Here is an 18,183-nt window from a genome sequence, read left to right as displayed (position 1 = left end):
CCACCGGTCGTCGCGCCATCCGTCCGCGCCCCCGTCCCGTCACCGGGCCCGCGCCGTGCGGGCCTCCAACCGGCGGACCACCTGGCCCAGCGGAAGGGTGATCACCAGGTAGAGCAGCCCGGCGATCAGCACCGGGGTGAGGCTCTTGTGCTCGTTCAGCGCGTCCCGCCCGAAGTTGGCCAGCTCGAACTGGGAGAGCGACAGGCCCAGCAGATACACCAGCGAGGAGTCCTTCGTCAGCAGGATCAGCTCGTTGGTCAACGGTGGCAGCACGATCCGGAACGCCTGCGGAATGACGATCGAGACCATCGCCCGGCCCTGCGACATGCCCAGCGAACGCGCGGCCTCCGTCTGGCCCTTGGGCACCGCCCGGATGCCGGCCCGGATGGTCTCCGCCATGTAGGCCGCGCCCACCAGACCCAGCGACAGCATCACGGTGACGCCCTGGTCGAGCGCGACCTGGAACGCCAGCGGCACCCCGAAGCCGAGCGCGATGAACACCAGGAGCGCGGGGATCCCGCGGAAGAACTCGATGTAGGTCACCGCGAGCCAGCGGTACGGCGGCACCGACGACAGTCGCATCAGGGCGAGCAACAGCCCGAGGGCGAGCCCGAACCCGAAACCCAGCAGGGTGTACCGCACGGTGTTGACCAGTGCGGTGGTCACGATGTCCGGGAACAGTGCCTTGGCGACGGAGAGGTCGAAGAACGCCGAGCCCAGCCGGCGCCAGTCGGCGGCCAGCGCGAGCACGGCCGCCGCGGCGAGCAGCACGCCGTACTGCACGCCGCGGACGAGCCGGGCCCGGCGCCGCTTGGACGGGCGGCGGGGCATCAGCCGAACCACTTGCGGTGGATCCGGTCGTAGCTGCCGTCCTTCTTCGCCCGGGCGAGGACCGCGTTGATGCGTTGCCGCAGCGCGTCGTTGCCCTTCCGCACGCCGAACCCGTAGCGCTCGCCGGTGTCGAACTCGGTCGCGACCCGGGTGTCCTGGTTGTGCTTCACGTAGTCGAGGAGCACGCCGTTGTCGTTGATCCCGGCGGCCACCTGGCCGGACTTCACGGCGGTCAGCAGCAGCCCGACGTCCTCGAACTCGACCAGTTCGACGCCCTGTGCGTGGGCCTTGGCGTAGACGGCGCCGGTCGTCGCCTTCTGGTAGCCGAGCTTCCTGCCCCGGAGGTCCTCGATCTTCTTCAGCGGGCTGCCGCGCTTCACCAGCAGTGCCTGGGTGGCGTCGAAGTACGGGTCGGAGAAGTCCATGACCTTCTTCCGGGCCGGGGTGATGGTCATGCCCGCGGCGGCCAGGTCGCACTTGCGGATGGCGAAGTCCTGCCCGGTCTCGATGCCTTCGAAGGGGGTGTTGATGATCTGTTGGGTGGCGCCCAGGTCCTTGGCCACCAGGTCCACCAGGTCGACGTCGAAGCCGACGACCTTGCCGTCGCGCGTCACCTGGAACGGGGCGTAGGGGAGGTGGGTGCAGGTCAGGAGCGTTCCGGGGCGGACCAGTTCCGGGCCCCGGCCCTCGCCGGCGGGTGCGGTGCTGGTGCAGCCCGCCAGGAGGGCGGTGGCCGCGACGGCGGCCAGAAGGGGCAACGCGGAGCGAGCGGTCACAGGGCCTCCAGGAGTGCCGTGACGATCAACCGGGCCGGGGGAGCAGCGAGTTGGCCTGCATCCTGCCATCGGCCGGGGGTGTTGTCGCCGGTGCGTCCGTTGCGGCTGGGTAACGCCCGCGCGGGCGGCGGCCGGCTCAGCGCAGGGTCCAGAGCCAGCCGAGCGGGGTCAGGCCCAACGTCCGGGCCACCGAACGGGAGGCGCGGTTGGTGCCGCCGGCGTTGTAGAAGAGCGCCTCCGGCCAACGGGCGGTGCCGGTCGGCCGCCGTCCGTTGCCCGTCGTGCTGCGGTCGGGTCAGCGGCCCAGTGCGGTCGCGAGTGCGGCGATGGCGTCCGGACCCACCCGGCAGCAGCCGCCGATCAGTCGGGCGCCGGCCGCGACCCAGCCGGCCACCCGGTCCGCGCGGAAGGTCGGGCTGCCGCGCCAGGCCCGCGCCGCGGCGTCCCACTGCTCACCGCTGTTGGGGTAGACCACCACCGGCTTGCCGGTGACCCGGGCCGCGATCTCCACCGCCCGGTCCGCGTCGTCCGGCGCGCAGCAGTTGACCCCGACCGCGATCACCTCGTCCGCGTCCGCCGCTGCGGCGAACGCCTCGGCCAACGGCTGCCCGGCACGCGTGCGGTCGCCGGCGACGCTGAACGACAGGTAGGCCGGGACGCCGAGGCCGCGGACGGCCCGCAGCAGGGCCTGTGCCTCGTCCGCGTCCGGCACCGTCTCCAGGGCCAGCACGTCCGGCCGGGCGGCGGCCAGCACCTCCAGGCGCGGCCGGTGGAAGCGCTCCAGCGCGTCCACGGACAGGCCGTACCGGCCGCGGTACTCGGAGCCGTCCGCCAGCATCGCGCCGTACGGCCCCGCCGACGCGGCGACGTAGAGCGGCCCGGCGACCCCGCCGGCGTGCGCGCGGGCGGCCGCCTCGCGGGCGAGTTCGACGCTGCGGCGCAGCAGTTCGGCGGTCTCCTGCGGGCCGGTGCCGCGCCGGGCGAAGCCCTCGAAGGTGGCCTGGTAGCTGGCGGTGAGGGCGACCCGGGCGCCGGCCCGGTAGTAGGCGAGGTGGGCCCGCACCACCGCCTCGGGTTCCTCGGCGAGCAGCCGGGCCGACCACAGCGCGTCGCTCAGGTCGTGGCCGTCGGCCTCCAGTTGGTTGGAGAGTCCGCCGTCGAGGACGACCGGTCCGGCGGCGAGCGCCGCGGCGAACGTCGGTGCCGGTGGCTGGGGCGTCGGGCCGGTCATGGGGACCACTTCTCCTTGTTGCGGTGCGCGGCTACTCGGGCCGGACCGCCTGGATGTCCAGCTCGACCCGGATGGTAGCGCCGATCGCGGCGATGCCCCTGGCCAGCATCTTGCGCCAGTCCAGGGTGAAGTCCTCGCGGTGCAGTTCGGTGACGGCCTGGCACGCGGTGCGGGTCTCGCCCGCGATGCCGGTGCCGATGCCCAGGTAGCGGGTGTCCAGATGGATGGTGCGGCTGACGCCGTGCAGGTGGAGCACGCCCTGCACCGCCCACCGGCCGCCGCCCTTGTGGACGAACCGTTCGCCGGAGAACTGGAGGTGGGGGAAGCGGGCCACGTCCAGGAACTCCGCCGACCGCAGATGGTCGTCGCGCATCCGCACGCCGGTGTCGATGCTCGCCGCGTCGATGGTGACCTCGACCCGGGAGTCCTGCATCCGCTCACCGATCCACAGTCCGCCCTCGAAGACGTTGAACCGGCCGTGGATCTCGGCCAGTCCGATGTGCCGGGCGGTGAAGCGGAGGGCGCTGTGGTCGGGGTCGAGCCGCCACTGGCCGGGGCCGGGCAACGGCAGCGCCGGCGCCAACTCCAACGTGACCGGGCGGGGCGCGGTCCGTCCGCCCGCCACCACCTCGGCCTCGAAGCGGGCCGGGCGGAAGCCGTCGGAGGTGGCCACCAGCCGGTAGCCACCGGGCGGCAGGGTCACGGTCAGCCGGCCGTTGGGGTCGGTCCGGCCGGCCGTCGCCTCCTGGCCGCCGGCGTCGCGGACCGAGATCGCCACCCCGGCCATGGGGAGGCCGACGGGATCGTTGACGCACAGGTCCAGCGCGCCCGCCCCGCGGGGCAGGGGCGGCTGGGCGGTGTGCGGCGAGCGGTCGCGCAGGCGGTGCAGGAAGGCGAGCGGCATGGCAGGACGGGGCCCCATCAGTCGGATCAGTCGGATCGGTCGCATCGGTCGGGCGCCGGACAGCGCGCGAGCGGGTACGCGCGCTGCCGCGGGCGGGCGCACGCGGACGCACGGGGATGCGGCCGCGGAATGAATCGCACGAAAAGGGTGCGGATTCGGTTCCATCCTGTCATTGGTGGCGACCCGAAATGACCACAAGCTGTCAAGGTCAGATCAAAGGTGACCTTTCTCGCACTGTGGGGGGATTCCCCCGGCGTCACCCCTCCGGTGGCTCCACCGCGAGGCAGGCCAACGCCGCCACCGGGTCGTCGGCCGCGGGACCGGCCGGCGCCCACCGCCCGCCCTCCTTGCGGAACGGCCACCACCGTCCGTCGCGCCCGAAGCGGAGTTGGACGTCCCCGCCGACGACCGTCCAGCGGTTGCCGGCGGCCCGTAGGCGCGACCGGGACGCCGCGTCCTCCCAGGCCGCCGCCACCTGCTCGGACAACCGGGAGACCACCTCGGGTGCCGGCGTCCACTCCTCCTCCAGGGCGGCCAGCCCGGCCGCACCGCCCGCCCGCCACGCCCGCACGGCCAGTGCCAGGCCCCGGGCACTACGCCCCGAACCCTCCGCCAGCCGCGCCTGCACCGCGCTTCCGGGCCCGGCGGCGGCCAGCCGCACCGCGTCCTGAGCGGGCGTCAGCGAGGGCGCCGCAGGGCCGTCGACGGACCCGGGGGAGAGCGCCGCCGTCAGCAGCCGGTGGGCGCGCGCCGCCGCGTCCCCGATCAGGAACTCCAGCGCGTCCGCCGCCACTCCGGGCGCCGGCGGGGTGCCGCTGCCGAGTGCCGGTGCCGGGCCGGGGACCGCGACCGGCGGCGGTGGCGGGGGCAGCGGCGGCAGGGCGTCCCGTGCCGCGTACGCCTCGGCCGCGGGGACGCCGGCCGCGTCCCCGCCGACGGCGTCCGCCGGGCCCGCCACCGCCTCGGCTCGGGCCGCGCTGCGCCGTTGGAGCTCGTCCAGCAGCTCCGTCTCGCCCCGGCCGCGCAACAGCAGCAGCACGAACGGGTCCTGGTCCAGCAGCCGGGCCACCTGGTAGCACAGCGCCGCCGAGTGCGCACAGTGGTCCCACGCCTCGCAGGCGCACTCCGGCTCCAGGTCCCCGATGCCCGGCAGGAGTTCGACCCCGGCCGCCGCCGCGTCCTCCACCAGGACCGGCGGCATGTCGCGGTCCAGCAGGGCCGCGAGATGCCCGGCCCGGTCCGCGATGACGTCCAACAGCCGGTCCCAATCCGTTCCGGACAACTGCTGGAGCAGCACGTCGGAGCGGTGCCGGGTGTGGTCGCGGTCCTGGACGACGGCGGTGATCCGGCCGGGGCGCACGGAGACCGCGCCGACCGCCCCGGCGCGGGCGTGCCGGCGGCCCAGCTTCAGCTGCGCCCCGTCCAGCGCGGTGTCCTCCAGGGCCTTCAGCCACGCCTGCCCCCACCAGGTCTGCGCGAAGCCGCGGCCGCCCGCCACCGGGAGCGCGGCGAACGTCCGTTCCGGCCCCGACCCGCCACTCCCGTATCCCGCGTCGCCGTCCACCACGTCCCCGTCCCCGTCCCTCTCCGCCACGTTCCCGCCCGTTCCGTCCCGATCGGTGCTGTCCCCGGCCGGCTCGCGCCCGTGCACCGGTGCGTGCGGCCACCCGTTCGCCCCGTTCACCGCTGGTTCCCGCGCAACGCCACCAGGTCCGCCAGCTCGGCGTCGCTGAGTTCGGTCAGTGCCGCCTCCCCGGAGCCGAGCACCGCGTCCGCCAACCGCTGTTTGCGGGTGAGAAGTGCGGCGATCCGGTCCTCGACCGTGCCCTCGGTGACCATCCGGTGGACCTGCACCGGCTGGGTCTGGCCGATGCGGTAGGCCCGGTCGGTGGCCTGCGCCTCGACCGCCGGGTTCCACCAGCGGTCGAAGTGCACGACGTGCGCCGCCCGGGTCAGGTTCAGGCCGGTGCCCGCCGCCTTCAAGGACAGCAGGAACACCGGCACCGCACCGTCCTGGAACCGCCGCACCATCTCCTCCCGTTGGGCGACCGGCGTCCCGCCGTGCAGCAGCTGGGCCGACACCCCGCGCGCCGCCAGGTGCGCCGCCAACAGCCGCGCCATTCCCACGTACTGGGTGAACACCAACACGCTGGCGCCCTCGGCGAGGATCGTGTCCAGCAACTCGTCGAGCAGTTCCGTCTTCCCCGACCGGCCGGCGAACCGCGCGGCCCCGGCGTCCGGCGCGCCGGGCGGTTCCTTGAGGTAGTGCGCGGGGTGGTTGCAGACCTGCTTGAGCGCGGTGAGCAGCTTCACCACCAGGCCGCGTCGGGCGAGCCCGTCCGTCCCGGCGATCTCGCCGAGCCCCTCGCGCACCACCGCTTCGTACAGTGCGGCCTGTTCGGCGGTGAGCGCCACCGCCCGGTCGGTCTCCGTCTTGGGCGGCAGCTCCGGGGCGATCCCCGGATCGGACTTGCGCCGGCGCAACAGGAACGGCCGCACCAGCCGGGCCAGTCGGTCCGCCGCCGCGGCCGCCTCCGGGGTGCCCGCCGCGTCGCCCTCGATCCACTGCGCGTGCCGCTGCCGGAACCGGCCCAACGACCCCAACAGTCCCGGCGTCGTCCAGTCCAGGATGGCCCACAGCTCCGACAGGTTGTTCTCCACCGGCGTCCCGGTCAGCGCCACCCGGGCCTTGGCGGGCAGGGTGCGCAGCGCCCGGGCGGTCGCCGAGAAGGGGTTCTTGACGTGCTGCGCCTCGTCGGCGACGACCAGCCCCCAGCCGGCCCCCGCCAAGGTGGCGGCGTCCAGTCGCATCGTCCCGTAGGTGGTGAGGACGAACTCCCCGTCGGTGAGGTCCGCCAGGCTGCGCTGCCCGCCGTGGAAGCGGCGCACCGGCGTCCCCGGCGCGAACTTCTCGATCTCCCGCTGCCAGTTGCCCATCAGGGAGGTGGGGCAGACGACGAGCGTGGGCCCGGCCGACTCCGCAGCGCCCTGCCGGTGCAGGTGCAGGGCGATCAGGGTGAGGGTCTTGCCCAGGCCCATGTCGTCGGCCAGGCAGCCGCCGAGGCCGAGCGACGTCATCCGGTGCAGCCATCCCAGACCGCGCACCTGGTAGTCGCGCAGGGTGGCGGTGAGCCCGGGGGGCGGCCCGACGGCCGGGTCCGGCGCACCCTCCGGGTCGGCCAGCCGGTCGCGGAGCCGGGCGAGCCAGCCGGACGCCTGGACCACCACCTGGCTGCCGTCCTCGTCCTGGGTGCTGCCGGTGAGTGCGGCACCCAGCGCATCGAGCGGGGTGACCGCGCGGTCCTTGCGGTCCCGGGCGGCGCGCACCGCCTCCGGGTCCACCAGGACCCACCGATCGCGCAGCCGCACCAGGGGGCGTCGGTCCTCGGCGAGCCGGTCCAGCTCCGCCCGGTCGATCTCCTGGTCGCCGATGGCGAACCGCCAGCTGAAGGCGAGCAGCGCATCGGCCGAGACCAGCGACGGCACCCCGTCGGACGTGCGCCCGGCCGCTTCCGGCCCGTCCGGCGGCCCCACCACGGCGCGCGTGGTGAGCGTCCGCGTCAACTCCCGCGGCCAGTGCACCCGCACCCCGGTGGCGGCCAGCGCGACGGCCGCCGGACCGAGCAACTCGGCGACCTCCTCGTCCGCCAACTCCAGGGCGTCGGGCACCGCCGCCGACAGCAGCGGCGTCAACGGCGCCCAGGCGGCGGCCGCCCGGCGCAGCGTCAACAGGGCCTCGGTCCGGGCCCGAGGCCCGAACGCCTGCCCCGCCGGGGCCGTGCCCGCCCACACCTCGGCGGCGTCCGCGACGACCGTCGGATCGGCCGCGTCGTGCACCTGGACGACGGCGGTGAACGTGGCCGCGGGCGCTGCGGCCCCGCCGGCCTCCAACCCGTGCGCCTCCACCCGCAGCGAGATCCGCACCCCGGCGTCGTGTCCGGCGGCGATCTCCGCGGCCCAGGCGCGCCGTTCCGGGACGTGCTGCGGGGCGGACGCGGCGAAGGCGGGCCCACCGGCGGCCAGTTCCGCCGCGGGGGTGCGGGGCAGCCCGTCGGCGACCGCGTCCAGGAAGGCCCGCACCAGGTGCTCGGGGGACGGCAGCCGCACCGGATCGGTGCCGGGGACCGGGGCGGCGTGGGCGTGCGGCGGCATCGCGGCGGCCAGTCCGCGCAGCCGCGCCACGTCGTCCGGGTCGAGGGGACCGGACCGCCAGGTGTCGTGGTCGGTGGGGCTGAGGCCCGGCAGCAGGCGTCCGCGGGCGGCGACGTGGAGCGCGAGCAGGGCGGCGGCGCCCCAGAAGGCCGCGGCCGGATGGGCGTGCCGGACGTCGCGTATCCGGGTGAGCAGGGGGAGCGCGGCGGCGACCGGCAGGACCAGGGCCGGCACCGTGCGCACGGTGATGCCGTCGTTGTCCGCCGGCCCGGTGGGGAGGGCGACGGGCAGCTGCTCCCGTACCACCGGGCCGTGGACGGCGGCCTCCGGGACGGGGTCGCCGTCCGGGCGCCAGAAGGCGATCCGCCCGAGCCGCGGCGGATCCGACGGCAGGAAGAGCGCCGCGCAACGGGACAGCTCGGTGAGCGGAACGGGCGTGACCGCGGGGTGGGAAGCCACTGGGGCGCGTACTCCTCAAATTTGACTACTGGAGCGTGGAGCGCCCGAGGGTACAGCACGCTCCGGCCCGTCAGGGAACCTCCGACGCCGAACCGGCGTTCAATGGGATACGACAGAGCGGCGCGCGCCGCGGAAAGGGCGTGAAGGATGTCCACACAGGCGAAGGTCGCGATCGGCGGCGTCGCGGTGGGAGTGCTCCTGCTGTGGCTGCTGCCCTTCTGGGCGGCCGTCTTGGTGATGGTCGGAATCCCGGCCGTCGCGTACCTGACGCTCGACCCCTCCCAGCGGCGCCGGCTGCGCCGCGCCAGCCGCAACCAGCTCGGCCGCTGAGCCGGCGGCCCCGGCCGGCGCCCGCCCCCTGGAGCGGCCCGGCCGGCCCGGCCGTCAGGCGGGGCGGGGCGCCAGGCCGTCCAACGACGCCAGCAGCGCCGGAAGTTCCGGGCCCCGCCCCACCGGATGCACCTGCCCGGGCTCGTCGTCCAACAGGACGAACGCGATGTCGTCGGTGCGCGCCACCATGCTCCACCCCGGCCCGTCGACCCGCAGCGTGCGGGCCTCGCCGGCGGCGAACGACGACCGGACCCGGCCGGGCGGCGGCGGGTCGGCGAGATAGCCGCGGGCCTGCGCCAACACCCGTCGCACGCCCTGATGCCGTTCCTCGCCGGGCTCCGCGAAGGTGATCTCCTCGTCCTCGACCTGGCTCCGCCACGTCGCCCACTGGAGCGCTATCTCGTCCGCGCCCAGCCGGCGCTGGGCGGGGCCCCAGTCCGTCGCGTCCGGCGGCGCCAGCGGCGTCCGGTCGCTCTCCTGCGGCCCGGGGTCGTGCGGCTGCGGCACCCCGGGTGTCGACACCGCCAGGGCCAGCGGCCACCCGGGCAGCGCCACGACGATGCCGTCCTCACCGGGCGACAGGTCGTACTCCATGCCGCAGTCCCAGGACGCGATCGCACAGGCCACCAGGGACACGTCCTCGGTGACCACGGTCCAGCGCGCCCCCGTGCCGTCCTGGCCGAGGACCAGCCCGTAGCCCTCGGCATAGGGTTCGAGACCGAGCCCCGCACACACCTCGGGATAGTCGTCGCCGAGCACGCTCGGGAACTGCGCGGGCGTCAGCAGCACCGCCGTCAAGATGAACAGTTGGTCGCTCAACTGCTCCCCGTCGGCGTTCTCGGTCGTCGGCACGCCCGGCCTCCTCGCATTGCGGTCCGCACTTTCGCCGCGCACCTTAATTGGCCGGGTACGACCTTGTCACCAGCCGTACGCTGCGACGATGCGCCGCCACGGGGCGTCGCCGGCCCACCGGACCACGACCCGTCAGGGCAACGGCAACCCCAGGAGGTCATGGGCGACCTCCCGCGGTGACTGCGCCCGCTCCCGCGCCAGGGCGAGCACCGCCCGGCAGGCGAGCTCGTGGACGCCGAAGGCCAGCGCCTCCGGCGACACCCACTCCGCCGCCTGCGCGCTGCGCTCCTCGTCGTCCTCGACGTCCGCCGCCACGTAGCACGCCGCCGCCTCGAAGAGGTTGTGCGGACGCGGCGGCGCCGGCCGCGCGCCGCGGTGGAACACCGTCCGACGCCGGCCGCCGGCAGGTCTGTCGTCGGTGCGTCTGCCGGGGTGCAGCACCCCGGCCAAGTCGCGCATGAATCCGGTCATCTGGCCCCCCGGCCCTCGTCCTTCACCGTCGTAGGAGTGTGCCCGCGGCCCGTAGTGTGGGAACTTCGGCGGAGCGAAGGGACGGACAACAGGTGCGGCGCTACGACTGGTTGACGGAGATCCGACGGCTCGATCCGGAGCGCGACTTCGCGCGGATCTACCAGATCACCGCCGCACACGAATTCCCCTGGGACGTCACCCGCGCGCTGGAACTCGCGCTCTACCGCACCTACGCGGTGCCGAGCATCGGGCGGCTGCTCGCCGAGACCGCCGAACTGACGGACCGCGCGCAGAAGCGCTACGACGACACCGCCCTGCTCCTGGACACCGTCGTGGAGCACGGCTTCGACGCCACCGACGGGCGGACCGCGATCCGCCGCATCAACCAGATGCACCGCAGCTACGACATCAGCAACGACGACATGCGCTACGTCCTGTGCACCTTCGTGGTGGTGCCGATCCGCTGGATCGAACGGTACGGCTGGCGGCGGCTGAGCGAGCACGAGAAGCGCGCCATCGCCGCGTACTACCGCACCCTCGGCCGCCACCTGGGCATCGGCGACATCCCGCAGACCCACCAGGAGTTCACCGAACGCCTCGACGCCTACGAGGCGGAGCACTTCGCCTGGGACCCCGGTGCCCGCCGGGTGGCCGACGCCTCCCTGGACCTGATGGCCGGTTGGTACGGCCCGCTCGCCCCGGTGGTGCGCGGCGCGAGCCTGGCCCTCCTGGACGACGCGCTGCTGGACGCCTTCCGCTACGACCGGCCCCGGCCCGCCGTGCGGACGGCGGTGCACACGGCCCTGAAGCTGCGCGCCAAGGCCGTGCGGCTGCTCCCGCCGCGCCGCGCCCCCCACTTCGCCCGGCAGAACCCGGAGATCAAGTGCTACCCGAACGGCTACCGGGTCGCCGAGCTCGGGACCTTCCCCGCGTCCCGGCGGGCGGGCGGCTGCCCCGTCCACCCGTCGGACGGCGACGCGCCCGCCCAGGGGGACCCGGCGGCGTCCTGAGGCGGGGCGGCCCGCCGACGGCGCCACCGGCGCACCGGGTGTGCCGGCCCCTCACCCCTGGCGGACCGCCAACGCCAGATAGCGGTCGTCCTCGTCGACGTACCGCACGAGGTCCCAGCCGCTGTCGGCCAGGAGGGGACGCAGGTTGGGCTCGGCCCGCAGGTCGTCAGGGGTGAGCGGATGCCCCTTGCGTGCCGCGAGGGCCGCCCGCCCTACGGGGTGGAAGAGCGCGAGCCGGCCACCGGGGCGGACCACCCTGGCCAGTTCGGCCAGTCCGGCCGCGGAGTCGGCGAGATGCGAGACCAACCCGGCGGCGAACACGGCGTCCAGTGCGGCGGGCGGGAGCGGCAGCCGGGTCACGTCGGCGAGCAACAGGCCCGCGCAGGCGTCGCGCCCGGCCCGCACGGCGGCCGCCAGCATCTCCGGGGTGAGGTCGGCGCCCAGCACCGTCCCGTCGGGTCCCACGGCCGTTCTGAGCGCCGTCAGGGCGCGTCCGGTGCCGCAGCCGGCGTCCAGCACCCGCTGGCCCTCCTGCAGCCCCAGGGCGGCCACCCCGCCGGCGTAAGCGGGCCCGTCGTCGGGGAACTTGGCGTCCCAGCCGGCGGCACGGGCGCCGAAGAACGCGCGGACGTCGTGCGGACGGCTGGTCTGGGGGCCGGTCATCGGTCTCCTTCGGGTGCGGTGGGACGGGCCAGCGGAGCGGTGACGGCGTACAGGGCGCCCGCGACGAGCAGGGCGGCCACCACCCCGAGGTTCATGGCTCCGAGCGTGCCATGAGCGGCGGCATCGGTGAGCAGGAAGCCCACGGCCCGGGCGAGGTGCGGATCGGCGGAGGTCACCAGGCCGAGTCCGACGACGGTGGCGACGGCGAGTGCGAGCACCGCGGGCCACCTGACGCCGGGCGCGGCGGCCGGCCCGGCACCAGGGCGGCCCGTCCGCCACCGCTCCACCAGGAACACCGCCGTCCAGGCGGCCATCGCCACCCCGACGACGGACAGGAACGCCTGGAACGTGGCGAAGAAACTCGGCGAGACGAACAGCACGTACCAGCCGCCGACGGCCATCAACACCCCGTCCACCAGCACCGCGAGGTGCCGGCGGACCGGCACGCCCAGGGCCAGCAGCGACATCCCCGAGCTGTAGATGTCCATGATCGCCCCGGACGCGAACCCCCCGATGGCGGTGAGCAGGTACGGCACCAGGAACCAGGTCGGCAGCGCCGCCGCGAGCGCGCCCACGGGGTCGGCGGCGGCCGCGGCGGCCAGCTCCGGGTCGCCGGCGTTCAGCATGACCCCGAAGACCAGCAACACCACCGGGGCGAGCACCCCGCCCAGCGTCGTCCAGCCGGTGATCGCCCGACCACTGCTGCCGCGGGGCAGGTAACGGCTGTAGTCCGCACCGCAGTTGACCCACCCGAGACCCAGGAGGGTCATCGCGAAGAGCACGCCCCCGACGGCCGTGCCCAGACCGCCCGGCCGGCCCGCCAACAGGGCGGACGGGTGGATCCGGCCGGCCATCAACACCAGATAGGCCGCGGTCATCACGGTGATGGCGGCGGTCAGGTACTTCTGCACCCTCATGATCAACGCGTGCCCGTAGACGCCCACGACCACCACCGCGACGGCGGTCACCGAGAAGCACAGCGCCTGCGCCCCGGTGGTCGGCGTCCGCCCGTCGGCCCGGGCGAAGGCCGCCGGCGAGACGCGGGCCAGGATCACCGCGCCGCCCAGGGAGGAGAGCGCCACCAGCACGGTCTCCCAACCGACGTTGGAGACGTAACTGAACAGCGTGGGAAGCTTGTTGCCCTGACGCCCGAACACGGTCCGCCCGATGGCCATCGTGGGCGCCCCGGTCCGTGTCCCGGCCACCGAGACCAGGCCGACCAGGACGAACGACAGCACGTAGCCGACGGTCCCGGTGACCACCGCCTGCCAGGCGTTGAGGCCGATCCCCATGACGTAGATCCCGTAGGCGACGGACAGCAGCGACAGCCCGGAGGCGGCCCACGGCCAGAACAGGGAGCGGGGCGTGCCGTGCCGCTCGGCCTCCGGCACCGGATCGAGGCCGTTGCGTTCGACGGTGGCGGCCGACGGACGCGCCGCCACGGACGCGGCGGGCCGCTCCGGCGACCGCGGTGCCTGCTGCTGCGTCATGGGCACATGATCCCCCATGGCCGGCGGGCGCGGGCAGGCACGTACGGGGAAGCGGGAGATGGCGCACCGGACGGCCGGACGGCACCGGATGCGGCAGCAGGGCACGGGCGCGCCACCGTCCGGAAAGCACCTCGATCGCCGATCCCGTGGCGGCTTTGTCGAATGCGAGGAAATCCCGATCAGCGGAGGGTACGGTCCTCGCCATGGATTTCCGGACGGCACCCGGTGCCGCCGCCGGCCCCATCGTTGTGCCCTGGATCCACACACCCGCGCCGTGCGGGACCTCGCACCCTGGAGGAGACGGCCGATGAACGCCGTACAAGGGACCCCGGAGGACATAGTCCCCCGCCCCGCCCCCGATGTGGCCCTGAAGATCTTAGTCGCGGGCGGTTTCGGGGTCGGCAAGACGACCCTGGTGGGCGCCGTCAGCGAGATCCGTCCGCTGCGCACCGAGGAGCGCCTCAGCGAGGTGGGCCACGCGGTCGACGACACGGGGGCGGTGGCGGACAAGACCACCACCACGGTGGCGATGGACTTCGGTCGCATCACCATCAGGGAGGGCCTCTCCCTCTACCTCTTCGGCACCCCGGGACAGGACCGCTTCTGGTTCCTTTGGGACGACCTCTCGGAGGGCGCCCTGGGGGCCGTGGTGCTGGCCGATACCCGACGGCTGCCGGACTGCTTTCCGGCCGTCGACTACTTCGAGCGCCGCGCCCTGCCGTTCGTGGTGGCGGTCAACTGCTTCCCGGAGGCCGGGTCCTACGGGGCCGACGAGGTCTCCCGCGCCCTGGACCTGGACCGCGGCACGCCCGTCGTCCTCTGTGACGCCCGGGACCGCGACTCGGGCAAGGAGGTGCTGGTCCGGCTGGTCGAACACGCCGGGCGGAGGCACACCACCCGGCAACTGGGGTCGGTGGGTTGACGGGCCGGGGCGGGGGAGCGGACGGCGCGGCACGCGACCGGCGCACCGGCGGCGCCCGCCGCTCAGTCCGCGAGCGCGGCGACCGCGACGGCCCGGTCGATCCGGACCCGCACCAGTAGCTCCCCGGGCACGCCGTTGCGGGCGCCGTACTCCTCGGCACGGTCCTCGCCCATGTAGCGGGCCGCGATCCGGGTCGCCCAGTGCCGGACGTCGGACAACTCCTCGCTCAGCGCCGCCGTGCCCTGCACGACGACGAACGAGAACGGCGGCCGTTCGTCGTCCACGCACAGCGCCACCCTGCCGTCACGGGCGAGATTGCGGCCCTTGACGGTGTCCCTGCCGGTGTTGAACACCAGGTCGTCGCCGTCCATGAGGAACCACACCGGGGCGACGTGCGGACTGCCGTCGGCCCGCACGGTCGACAATTTTCCGGTTCGCGTACCCGCGGAGAGGAACGCGAGCCGCTCGTCCTTCGTCATTGTGTGTGCCATGCCGCCATCCTCGCCGCCGGCACGAACCGGAGGCGGGTGGCACGCCGGGGTGCGGAGCCGCTTGCCGAGACGGCGGAGGTGGGACAGGCTGGCACGGCGGCTCGCCAACAGGCTGCGAACTACCGTCCGGCCACACTGCGGACGGGGATACGGGGAGGAACGGGCATGGCACTGAGCAGCGGACTCGACTGGCTGCTGGACGACCTGACCAAGCGGGTGGAGCAGGTGCGGCACGCCTTGGTGCTGTCCAACGACGGGTTGGTGACCGGCGCGAGCCAGGCGCTGGAGCGGGAGGACGCCGAACACCTCGCGGCGGTCGCCTCCGGGCTGCACAGCCTCGCGAAGGGGTCGGGCCTCCACTTCGGCGTCGGGCGGGTGCGCCAGACCATGGTGGAGTTCGACGACGGGATGCTGTTCGTGACGGCGGCGGGGGACGGCAGCTGCCTGTGCGTGCTCGCCGGCGCCGACTCCGACATGGGCCAGATCGCGTACGAGATGACGCTGTTGGTCAACCGCGTCGGCGAGCACCTGGGCGTCGCGGCCCGCCGGCCGGAGAGTTATCCACAGGCTCGACAGCAGCTTTGACGCGTGGTCACCGCCCGCGGCTATGGTCGTAACCGTCAGTGATCGACGGCGATCGAGTCGCAGGGGGAAGCACCATGATGATGACAGTGATGCACGACGGACGACAGACGCTCTCGACGGCGCGCGCCGCGCAGGAGCTGGAGCTGCGGACCGGCGAGTGCGAACTCGCCACCCAGCTCGGGGAGGTCCGTACGGTCCCGGCCGGGACCGCGGGTCGGCCGGGAAGCAGCGGACCGCCCGGCCGGCTCCGGGTGCCGGCGGAGGAGATCGTCCGGCTCCGGGCCGAACCGGACTTCCCCGAGGCGCTCCGCGCCCGACTCCGCACCGTCACCACCAATGAGGCGGCCGCCCTGCTGGGCATCGGCCCGGGCCGGGCCCTGCGGCTCACCCGCGCCGGCTGCGTGAGCCCCGTCCGCTTCTACGTGAACCGCTTCGGCGCGGTGGTCTGGCTCTACCTCGCCTCGGAGATCTCCGACTTCGCCGACCGCGAGCCGGAGCTGTTGCAGGGCAACACCCCCGCCGCGATGCGGGTGATGCTCACCAACGGGCAGGACTGGCGGGGCCGCCAGTGGCGCAGCCGCCGGGTCGCCCAGCTGTTGGGGCGGACCGACGATCCCTGGGAAGCGGCCGCGGTGATCGCCGCCGTCCTCCCGCCGGAGGAACGGGCCTCGGTCGCCGAGGACCCGCTGGAGCGTGCCCTGCTGCGCCGCCTCCGGCCGACGCTCGCCTCCGTGACCACGGCGACGCCAGCGGCCCGCGAGTCCTACGAACGGGTCCTGGCGGCAGAGGAGTTCGACGAGGTCCTGTGGTACCGCGTCAATCTCTCCCGCGCTCTGGAGTCCGCCCGCCGCGAGGATCCAGGGCGGGTCCGCCCGGCGCCCGCCGGGCGGACCGACCGCCCTTCCGACCTGCGGAACAGCCCCTCCTGGCTGCCACGGCCGCGCAGCCTCTCCCGGCAGGCTTAGCCGTCCTCACCCTCAGGCTTCTCCGGTGCTCCCGTGGTCCGACAGCACGGCGCGCGCGATCGTCGACAGGACCAGGGCCCGGTCCTCGCCGACGACGAGCCAGCCCTTGTCCAGCAGGGATTGCAGCAACGGTCGGGCCTCGTCGCCCAACGCATCCGCCACTTCGTCATCCGTGGCCGGCATACCGGCTCCGAGGCGGCGGGCGACGTGGCGGACGACGGTCTCCTCCGCTGCGGTGAGGGTGAAGTCCATGAGGCGAGCGTACGGGGGTGCCGCGGCCGCCGGGTACGCCCCTGTCCGTCGCCGAGCGCGTGGAAGAGGGTCGCTGGGCGGTCGGTTCCGGAGAGCGGTGCGATGGTCGTTCTCCGTGTCCGTCCGGAGAAGGGGAAGCCGGTCCCCGGGTGGCACGGGTCGGAGGTGTGCCAGAGCCTCGTTCAGCTGCGGGCGGTGTTCGGCCGGGAGCCGGCGGGCATGCGCGGGGTGATCGGCCGGCCGGTGGCCGCCGCCGGGGAAGCGGAGGCGGGCACCCAGCGGCGCGCGGCGTAGGACCGGCGCCCACGTCGCGCGCCGTCAGGCGACGTCGTCTGCTGACGGTCAGTTGCTGTAGACGTTCCCGACGCTGAAGTCGGCGTTGCTGAAGGGCGAGTCGGTGTCGTCCGCGCTGGCCGTGGCGGCGCCGGCCAGTACCGCGGCGGCAGCCAGGGCGACGGCAGCGATGACGATGCGTATCCGCATGATGTGCTCCTCTTGCTCTTGGGAGAGACCTTGCACCTTCACGATTGCAGCGGCGGCGAGGGCGCACTCGATGTGTTGGTCCATTGGTGCCTGCGGCGGTCCTCAGGGCAGATACGGAGCGCGAGGCACGCTGTGCGTGCCGGGCCTCGTCGTCGGCTCGCCCCGGCGCTTGCCGGGGAGCGCCTCAGGGCCCGCCGGCCAGCGCGGCGGCGTTGACCGGCGAGGTCCGAACGGCTCGAAGGGGTCGCGTCCACCGCGGTACCCGCCAGCTCCGGAGCGGCCACCGTGCTCGTCGGCCAGGATCGTGGCGGCGGAGCCGGTTCCTGGGCGGCCGCCGGGACGACCGGGCGGGCGCCCGCGGCCGGCGGCCGAGCCGGGCCGGCCTGCTACGAGGTCCTCTCCGGAGCGGTCGCTTCTCCGGAACCGTCCATGTGGCGCGGGCCGTAGGGGCGCAACAGGCCCTCCTGTACGACCGAGACCAACAGGCGCCCGGCGCGGTCGTAGATGCGGCCGCGGGCCAGGCCCCGGCCGCCGGTGGCGACGGGGGACTCCTGGTCGTAGAGGAACCACTCGTCCGCCCGGAAGGGGCGGTGGAACCACATCGCGTGATCGAGGGAGGCCATGTCGAAGCCACGCGGGCCCCACAGGGGTTCGATCGGGATGCGGACGGCATCCAACAACGTCATGTCGCTGGCGTAGGTCAACGCGCAGGTGTGCACCAGCGGATCGTCGCCGAGCGGTCCGACGGCGCGCATCCAGACGGCGCTGCGCGCATCCGCGCCCTCGATCTCCTCCGGTGTCCAGCGCAGTCGGTCGACGTAGCGGATGTCGAACGGCTGCCGGCGGGCCATCCGCTCCAGCGCCTCGGGCAGACCGCCCAGGTGCGTGCGGACCTCTTCCGCGACGTTCGGCAGTTCTTCCGGGTCGGGCACGGCCCGGCGCATCGGCAGTTGGTGTTCGAAGCCGGGTTCCGGCTTGTGGAAGGAGGCGGTCAGATTGAAGATCGTGCGGCCCTGTTGGACGGCGACGACGCGACGGGTGGTGAAGGACCGCCCGTCGCGGACCCGCTCGACCTGGTACACGATCGGCACCCCCGGCCGGCCCGGCCGGAGGAAGTACGCGTGCAGCGAGTGGACCGGCCGGTCCCCTTCCGTGGTCCGGCCGGCGGCCACCAGCGCCTGGCCGGCGACCTGCCCGCCGAAGACCCGCTGCAGGCTCTCCTGCGGGCTCCGGCCGCGGAAGATGTTCACCTCGATCTGTTCCAGGTCCAGCAGATCGACCAGCTTCTCGGCCGGATTCGTCATGACCGGTGGCCC

20 protein-coding genes are annotated in these 18,183 nt (G+C 74.3%); 6 read left to right on the top strand and 14 right to left on the bottom strand.

The window, feature by feature from the left end; translation table 11 throughout:
- Positions 1 to 39: 39 nt before the first annotated feature.
- The 6 genes from ACLJT4_RS10100 to ACLJT4_RS10075 form a co-directional block, all read right to left on the bottom strand.
- Positions 40 to 831: an amino acid ABC transporter permease gene (locus ACLJT4_RS10100; RefSeq protein WP_016574547.1), complete on the bottom strand. Its 792-nt coding sequence runs from the start codon at positions 829 to 831 to the stop codon at positions 40 to 42.
- Positions 831 to 1,607 (bottom strand): transporter substrate-binding domain-containing protein, encoded by a 777-nt coding sequence (locus tag ACLJT4_RS10095; protein WP_038523531.1) that lies wholly within the window; start codon positions 1,605 to 1,607, stop codon positions 831 to 833. The genes ACLJT4_RS10100 and ACLJT4_RS10095 overlap by 1 nt, the downstream gene beginning before the upstream one ends.
- 295 nt (positions 1,608 to 1,902) lie before the next feature.
- Complete coding sequence (mmuM, locus tag ACLJT4_RS10090) at positions 1,903 to 2,838, bottom strand: homocysteine S-methyltransferase (protein WP_411121959.1); 936 nt, start codon at positions 2,836 to 2,838, stop codon at positions 1,903 to 1,905.
- Between the two features lie 31 nt (positions 2,839 to 2,869).
- Positions 2,870 to 3,742 carry a YceI family protein gene (locus tag ACLJT4_RS10085; protein WP_411122351.1) on the bottom strand — a complete coding sequence of 291 codons (873 nt, stop codon included), beginning with the start codon at positions 3,740 to 3,742 and terminating at the stop codon, positions 2,870 to 2,872.
- A gap of 256 nt (positions 3,743 to 3,998) precedes the next feature.
- Entirely contained in the window at positions 3,999 to 5,336 is a 1,338-nt protein-coding gene (locus ACLJT4_RS10080) for an SWF or SNF family helicase (protein WP_411121958.1), read from the bottom strand.
- A gap of 86 nt (positions 5,337 to 5,422) precedes the next feature.
- The gene (locus ACLJT4_RS10075; protein WP_411121957.1) at positions 5,423 to 8,353 is read right to left on the bottom strand and encodes a DEAD/DEAH box helicase; all 2,931 of its coding nucleotides are present in this window, start codon (positions 8,351 to 8,353) and stop codon (positions 5,423 to 5,425) included.
- Positions 8,354 to 8,500: 147 nt separating this feature from the next.
- Between ACLJT4_RS10075 and ACLJT4_RS10070 the strand changes: the two genes are divergently transcribed.
- Positions 8,501 to 8,683: a hypothetical protein gene (locus tag ACLJT4_RS10070; protein ID WP_411121956.1), complete on the top strand. Its 183-nt coding sequence runs from the start codon at positions 8,501 to 8,503 to the stop codon at positions 8,681 to 8,683.
- A gap of 54 nt (positions 8,684 to 8,737) precedes the next feature.
- Here ACLJT4_RS10070 and ACLJT4_RS10065 read toward each other — a convergent pair whose 3' ends face one another.
- The gene (locus tag ACLJT4_RS10065) at positions 8,738 to 9,535 is read right to left on the bottom strand and encodes a hypothetical protein (RefSeq protein WP_411121955.1); all 798 of its coding nucleotides are present in this window, start codon (positions 9,533 to 9,535) and stop codon (positions 8,738 to 8,740) included.
- Positions 9,536 to 9,667: 132 nt separating this feature from the next.
- On the bottom strand, positions 9,668 to 10,006 hold the full coding sequence (locus ACLJT4_RS10060; protein WP_016572152.1) for a hypothetical protein: 339 nt from the start codon (positions 10,004 to 10,006) through the stop codon (positions 9,668 to 9,670).
- 92 nt (positions 10,007 to 10,098) lie between these two features.
- Between ACLJT4_RS10060 and ACLJT4_RS10055 the strand changes: the two genes are divergently transcribed.
- Positions 10,099 to 11,016, top strand: coding sequence for an oxygenase MpaB family protein (locus ACLJT4_RS10055; protein ID WP_411121954.1), 918 nt, complete (start codon positions 10,099 to 10,101; stop codon positions 11,014 to 11,016).
- 51 nt (positions 11,017 to 11,067) lie between these two features.
- On the opposite strand, the gene ACLJT4_RS10050 is transcribed toward ACLJT4_RS10055, so the two are convergent.
- Positions 11,068 to 11,679, bottom strand: coding sequence for a class I SAM-dependent methyltransferase (locus tag ACLJT4_RS10050; RefSeq protein ID WP_411121953.1), 612 nt, complete (start codon positions 11,677 to 11,679; stop codon positions 11,068 to 11,070).
- Positions 11,676 to 13,169 (bottom strand): purine-cytosine permease family protein, encoded by a 1,494-nt coding sequence (locus ACLJT4_RS10045; protein ID WP_411121952.1) that lies wholly within the window; start codon positions 13,167 to 13,169, stop codon positions 11,676 to 11,678. Before ACLJT4_RS10045 ends, ACLJT4_RS10050 begins: the two co-directional genes overlap by 4 nt.
- Before the next feature lie 307 nt (positions 13,170 to 13,476).
- On the opposite strand from ACLJT4_RS10045, the gene ACLJT4_RS10040 reads away from it, so the two are divergent.
- Complete coding sequence (locus ACLJT4_RS10040; protein WP_411121951.1) at positions 13,477 to 14,091, top strand: GTP-binding protein; 615 nt, start codon at positions 13,477 to 13,479, stop codon at positions 14,089 to 14,091.
- Positions 14,092 to 14,153: 62 nt separating this feature from the next.
- Here the strand turns inward: ACLJT4_RS10040 and ACLJT4_RS10035 are convergent, their stop codons facing one another.
- Positions 14,154 to 14,582, bottom strand: coding sequence for a PPOX class F420-dependent oxidoreductase (locus tag ACLJT4_RS10035; protein WP_411121950.1), 429 nt, complete (start codon positions 14,580 to 14,582; stop codon positions 14,154 to 14,156).
- A 165-nt stretch (positions 14,583 to 14,747) separates the two neighbouring features.
- Here ACLJT4_RS10035 and ACLJT4_RS10030 point away from each other — a divergent pair, with 165 nt between their 5' ends.
- Positions 14,748 to 15,167: a roadblock/LC7 domain-containing protein gene (locus ACLJT4_RS10030; RefSeq protein ID WP_016572146.1), complete on the top strand. Its 420-nt coding sequence runs from the start codon at positions 14,748 to 14,750 to the stop codon at positions 15,165 to 15,167.
- 89 nt (positions 15,168 to 15,256) lie between these two features.
- Positions 15,257 to 16,132 (top strand): DUF6397 family protein, encoded by an 876-nt coding sequence (locus ACLJT4_RS10025; RefSeq protein WP_411121949.1) that lies wholly within the window; start codon positions 15,257 to 15,259, stop codon positions 16,130 to 16,132.
- Positions 16,133 to 16,144: 12 nt separating this feature from the next.
- Here ACLJT4_RS10025 and ACLJT4_RS10020 read toward each other — a convergent pair whose 3' ends face one another.
- Entirely contained in the window at positions 16,145 to 16,384 is a 240-nt protein-coding gene (locus ACLJT4_RS10020) for a hypothetical protein (RefSeq protein WP_275461749.1), read from the bottom strand.
- A 102-nt stretch (positions 16,385 to 16,486) separates the two neighbouring features.
- On the opposite strand from ACLJT4_RS10020, the gene ACLJT4_RS10015 reads away from it, so the two are divergent.
- Positions 16,487 to 16,678 (top strand): hypothetical protein, encoded by a 192-nt coding sequence (locus ACLJT4_RS10015; RefSeq protein WP_411121948.1) that lies wholly within the window; start codon positions 16,487 to 16,489, stop codon positions 16,676 to 16,678.
- 48 nt (positions 16,679 to 16,726) lie between these two features.
- On the opposite strand, the gene ACLJT4_RS10010 is transcribed toward ACLJT4_RS10015, so the two are convergent.
- Both ACLJT4_RS10010 and ACLJT4_RS10005 read right to left on the bottom strand, forming a co-directional pair.
- Entirely contained in the window at positions 16,727 to 16,867 is a 141-nt protein-coding gene (locus ACLJT4_RS10010; protein ID WP_233656620.1) for a hypothetical protein, read from the bottom strand.
- Between the two features lie 386 nt (positions 16,868 to 17,253).
- Positions 17,254 to 18,171 (bottom strand): acyl-CoA thioesterase, encoded by a 918-nt coding sequence (locus ACLJT4_RS10005; protein WP_411121947.1) that lies wholly within the window; start codon positions 18,169 to 18,171, stop codon positions 17,254 to 17,256.
- Positions 18,172 to 18,183 lie beyond the last annotated feature (12 nt).

Origin of the sequence: Streptomyces sp. x-19 (assembly GCF_046549115.1) — a bacterium.
Classification (GTDB): domain Bacteria; phylum Actinomycetota; class Actinomycetes; order Streptomycetales; family Streptomycetaceae; genus Streptomyces; species Streptomyces albulus_C.
This window is presented reverse-complemented; position numbering and strand designations above follow the sequence as displayed.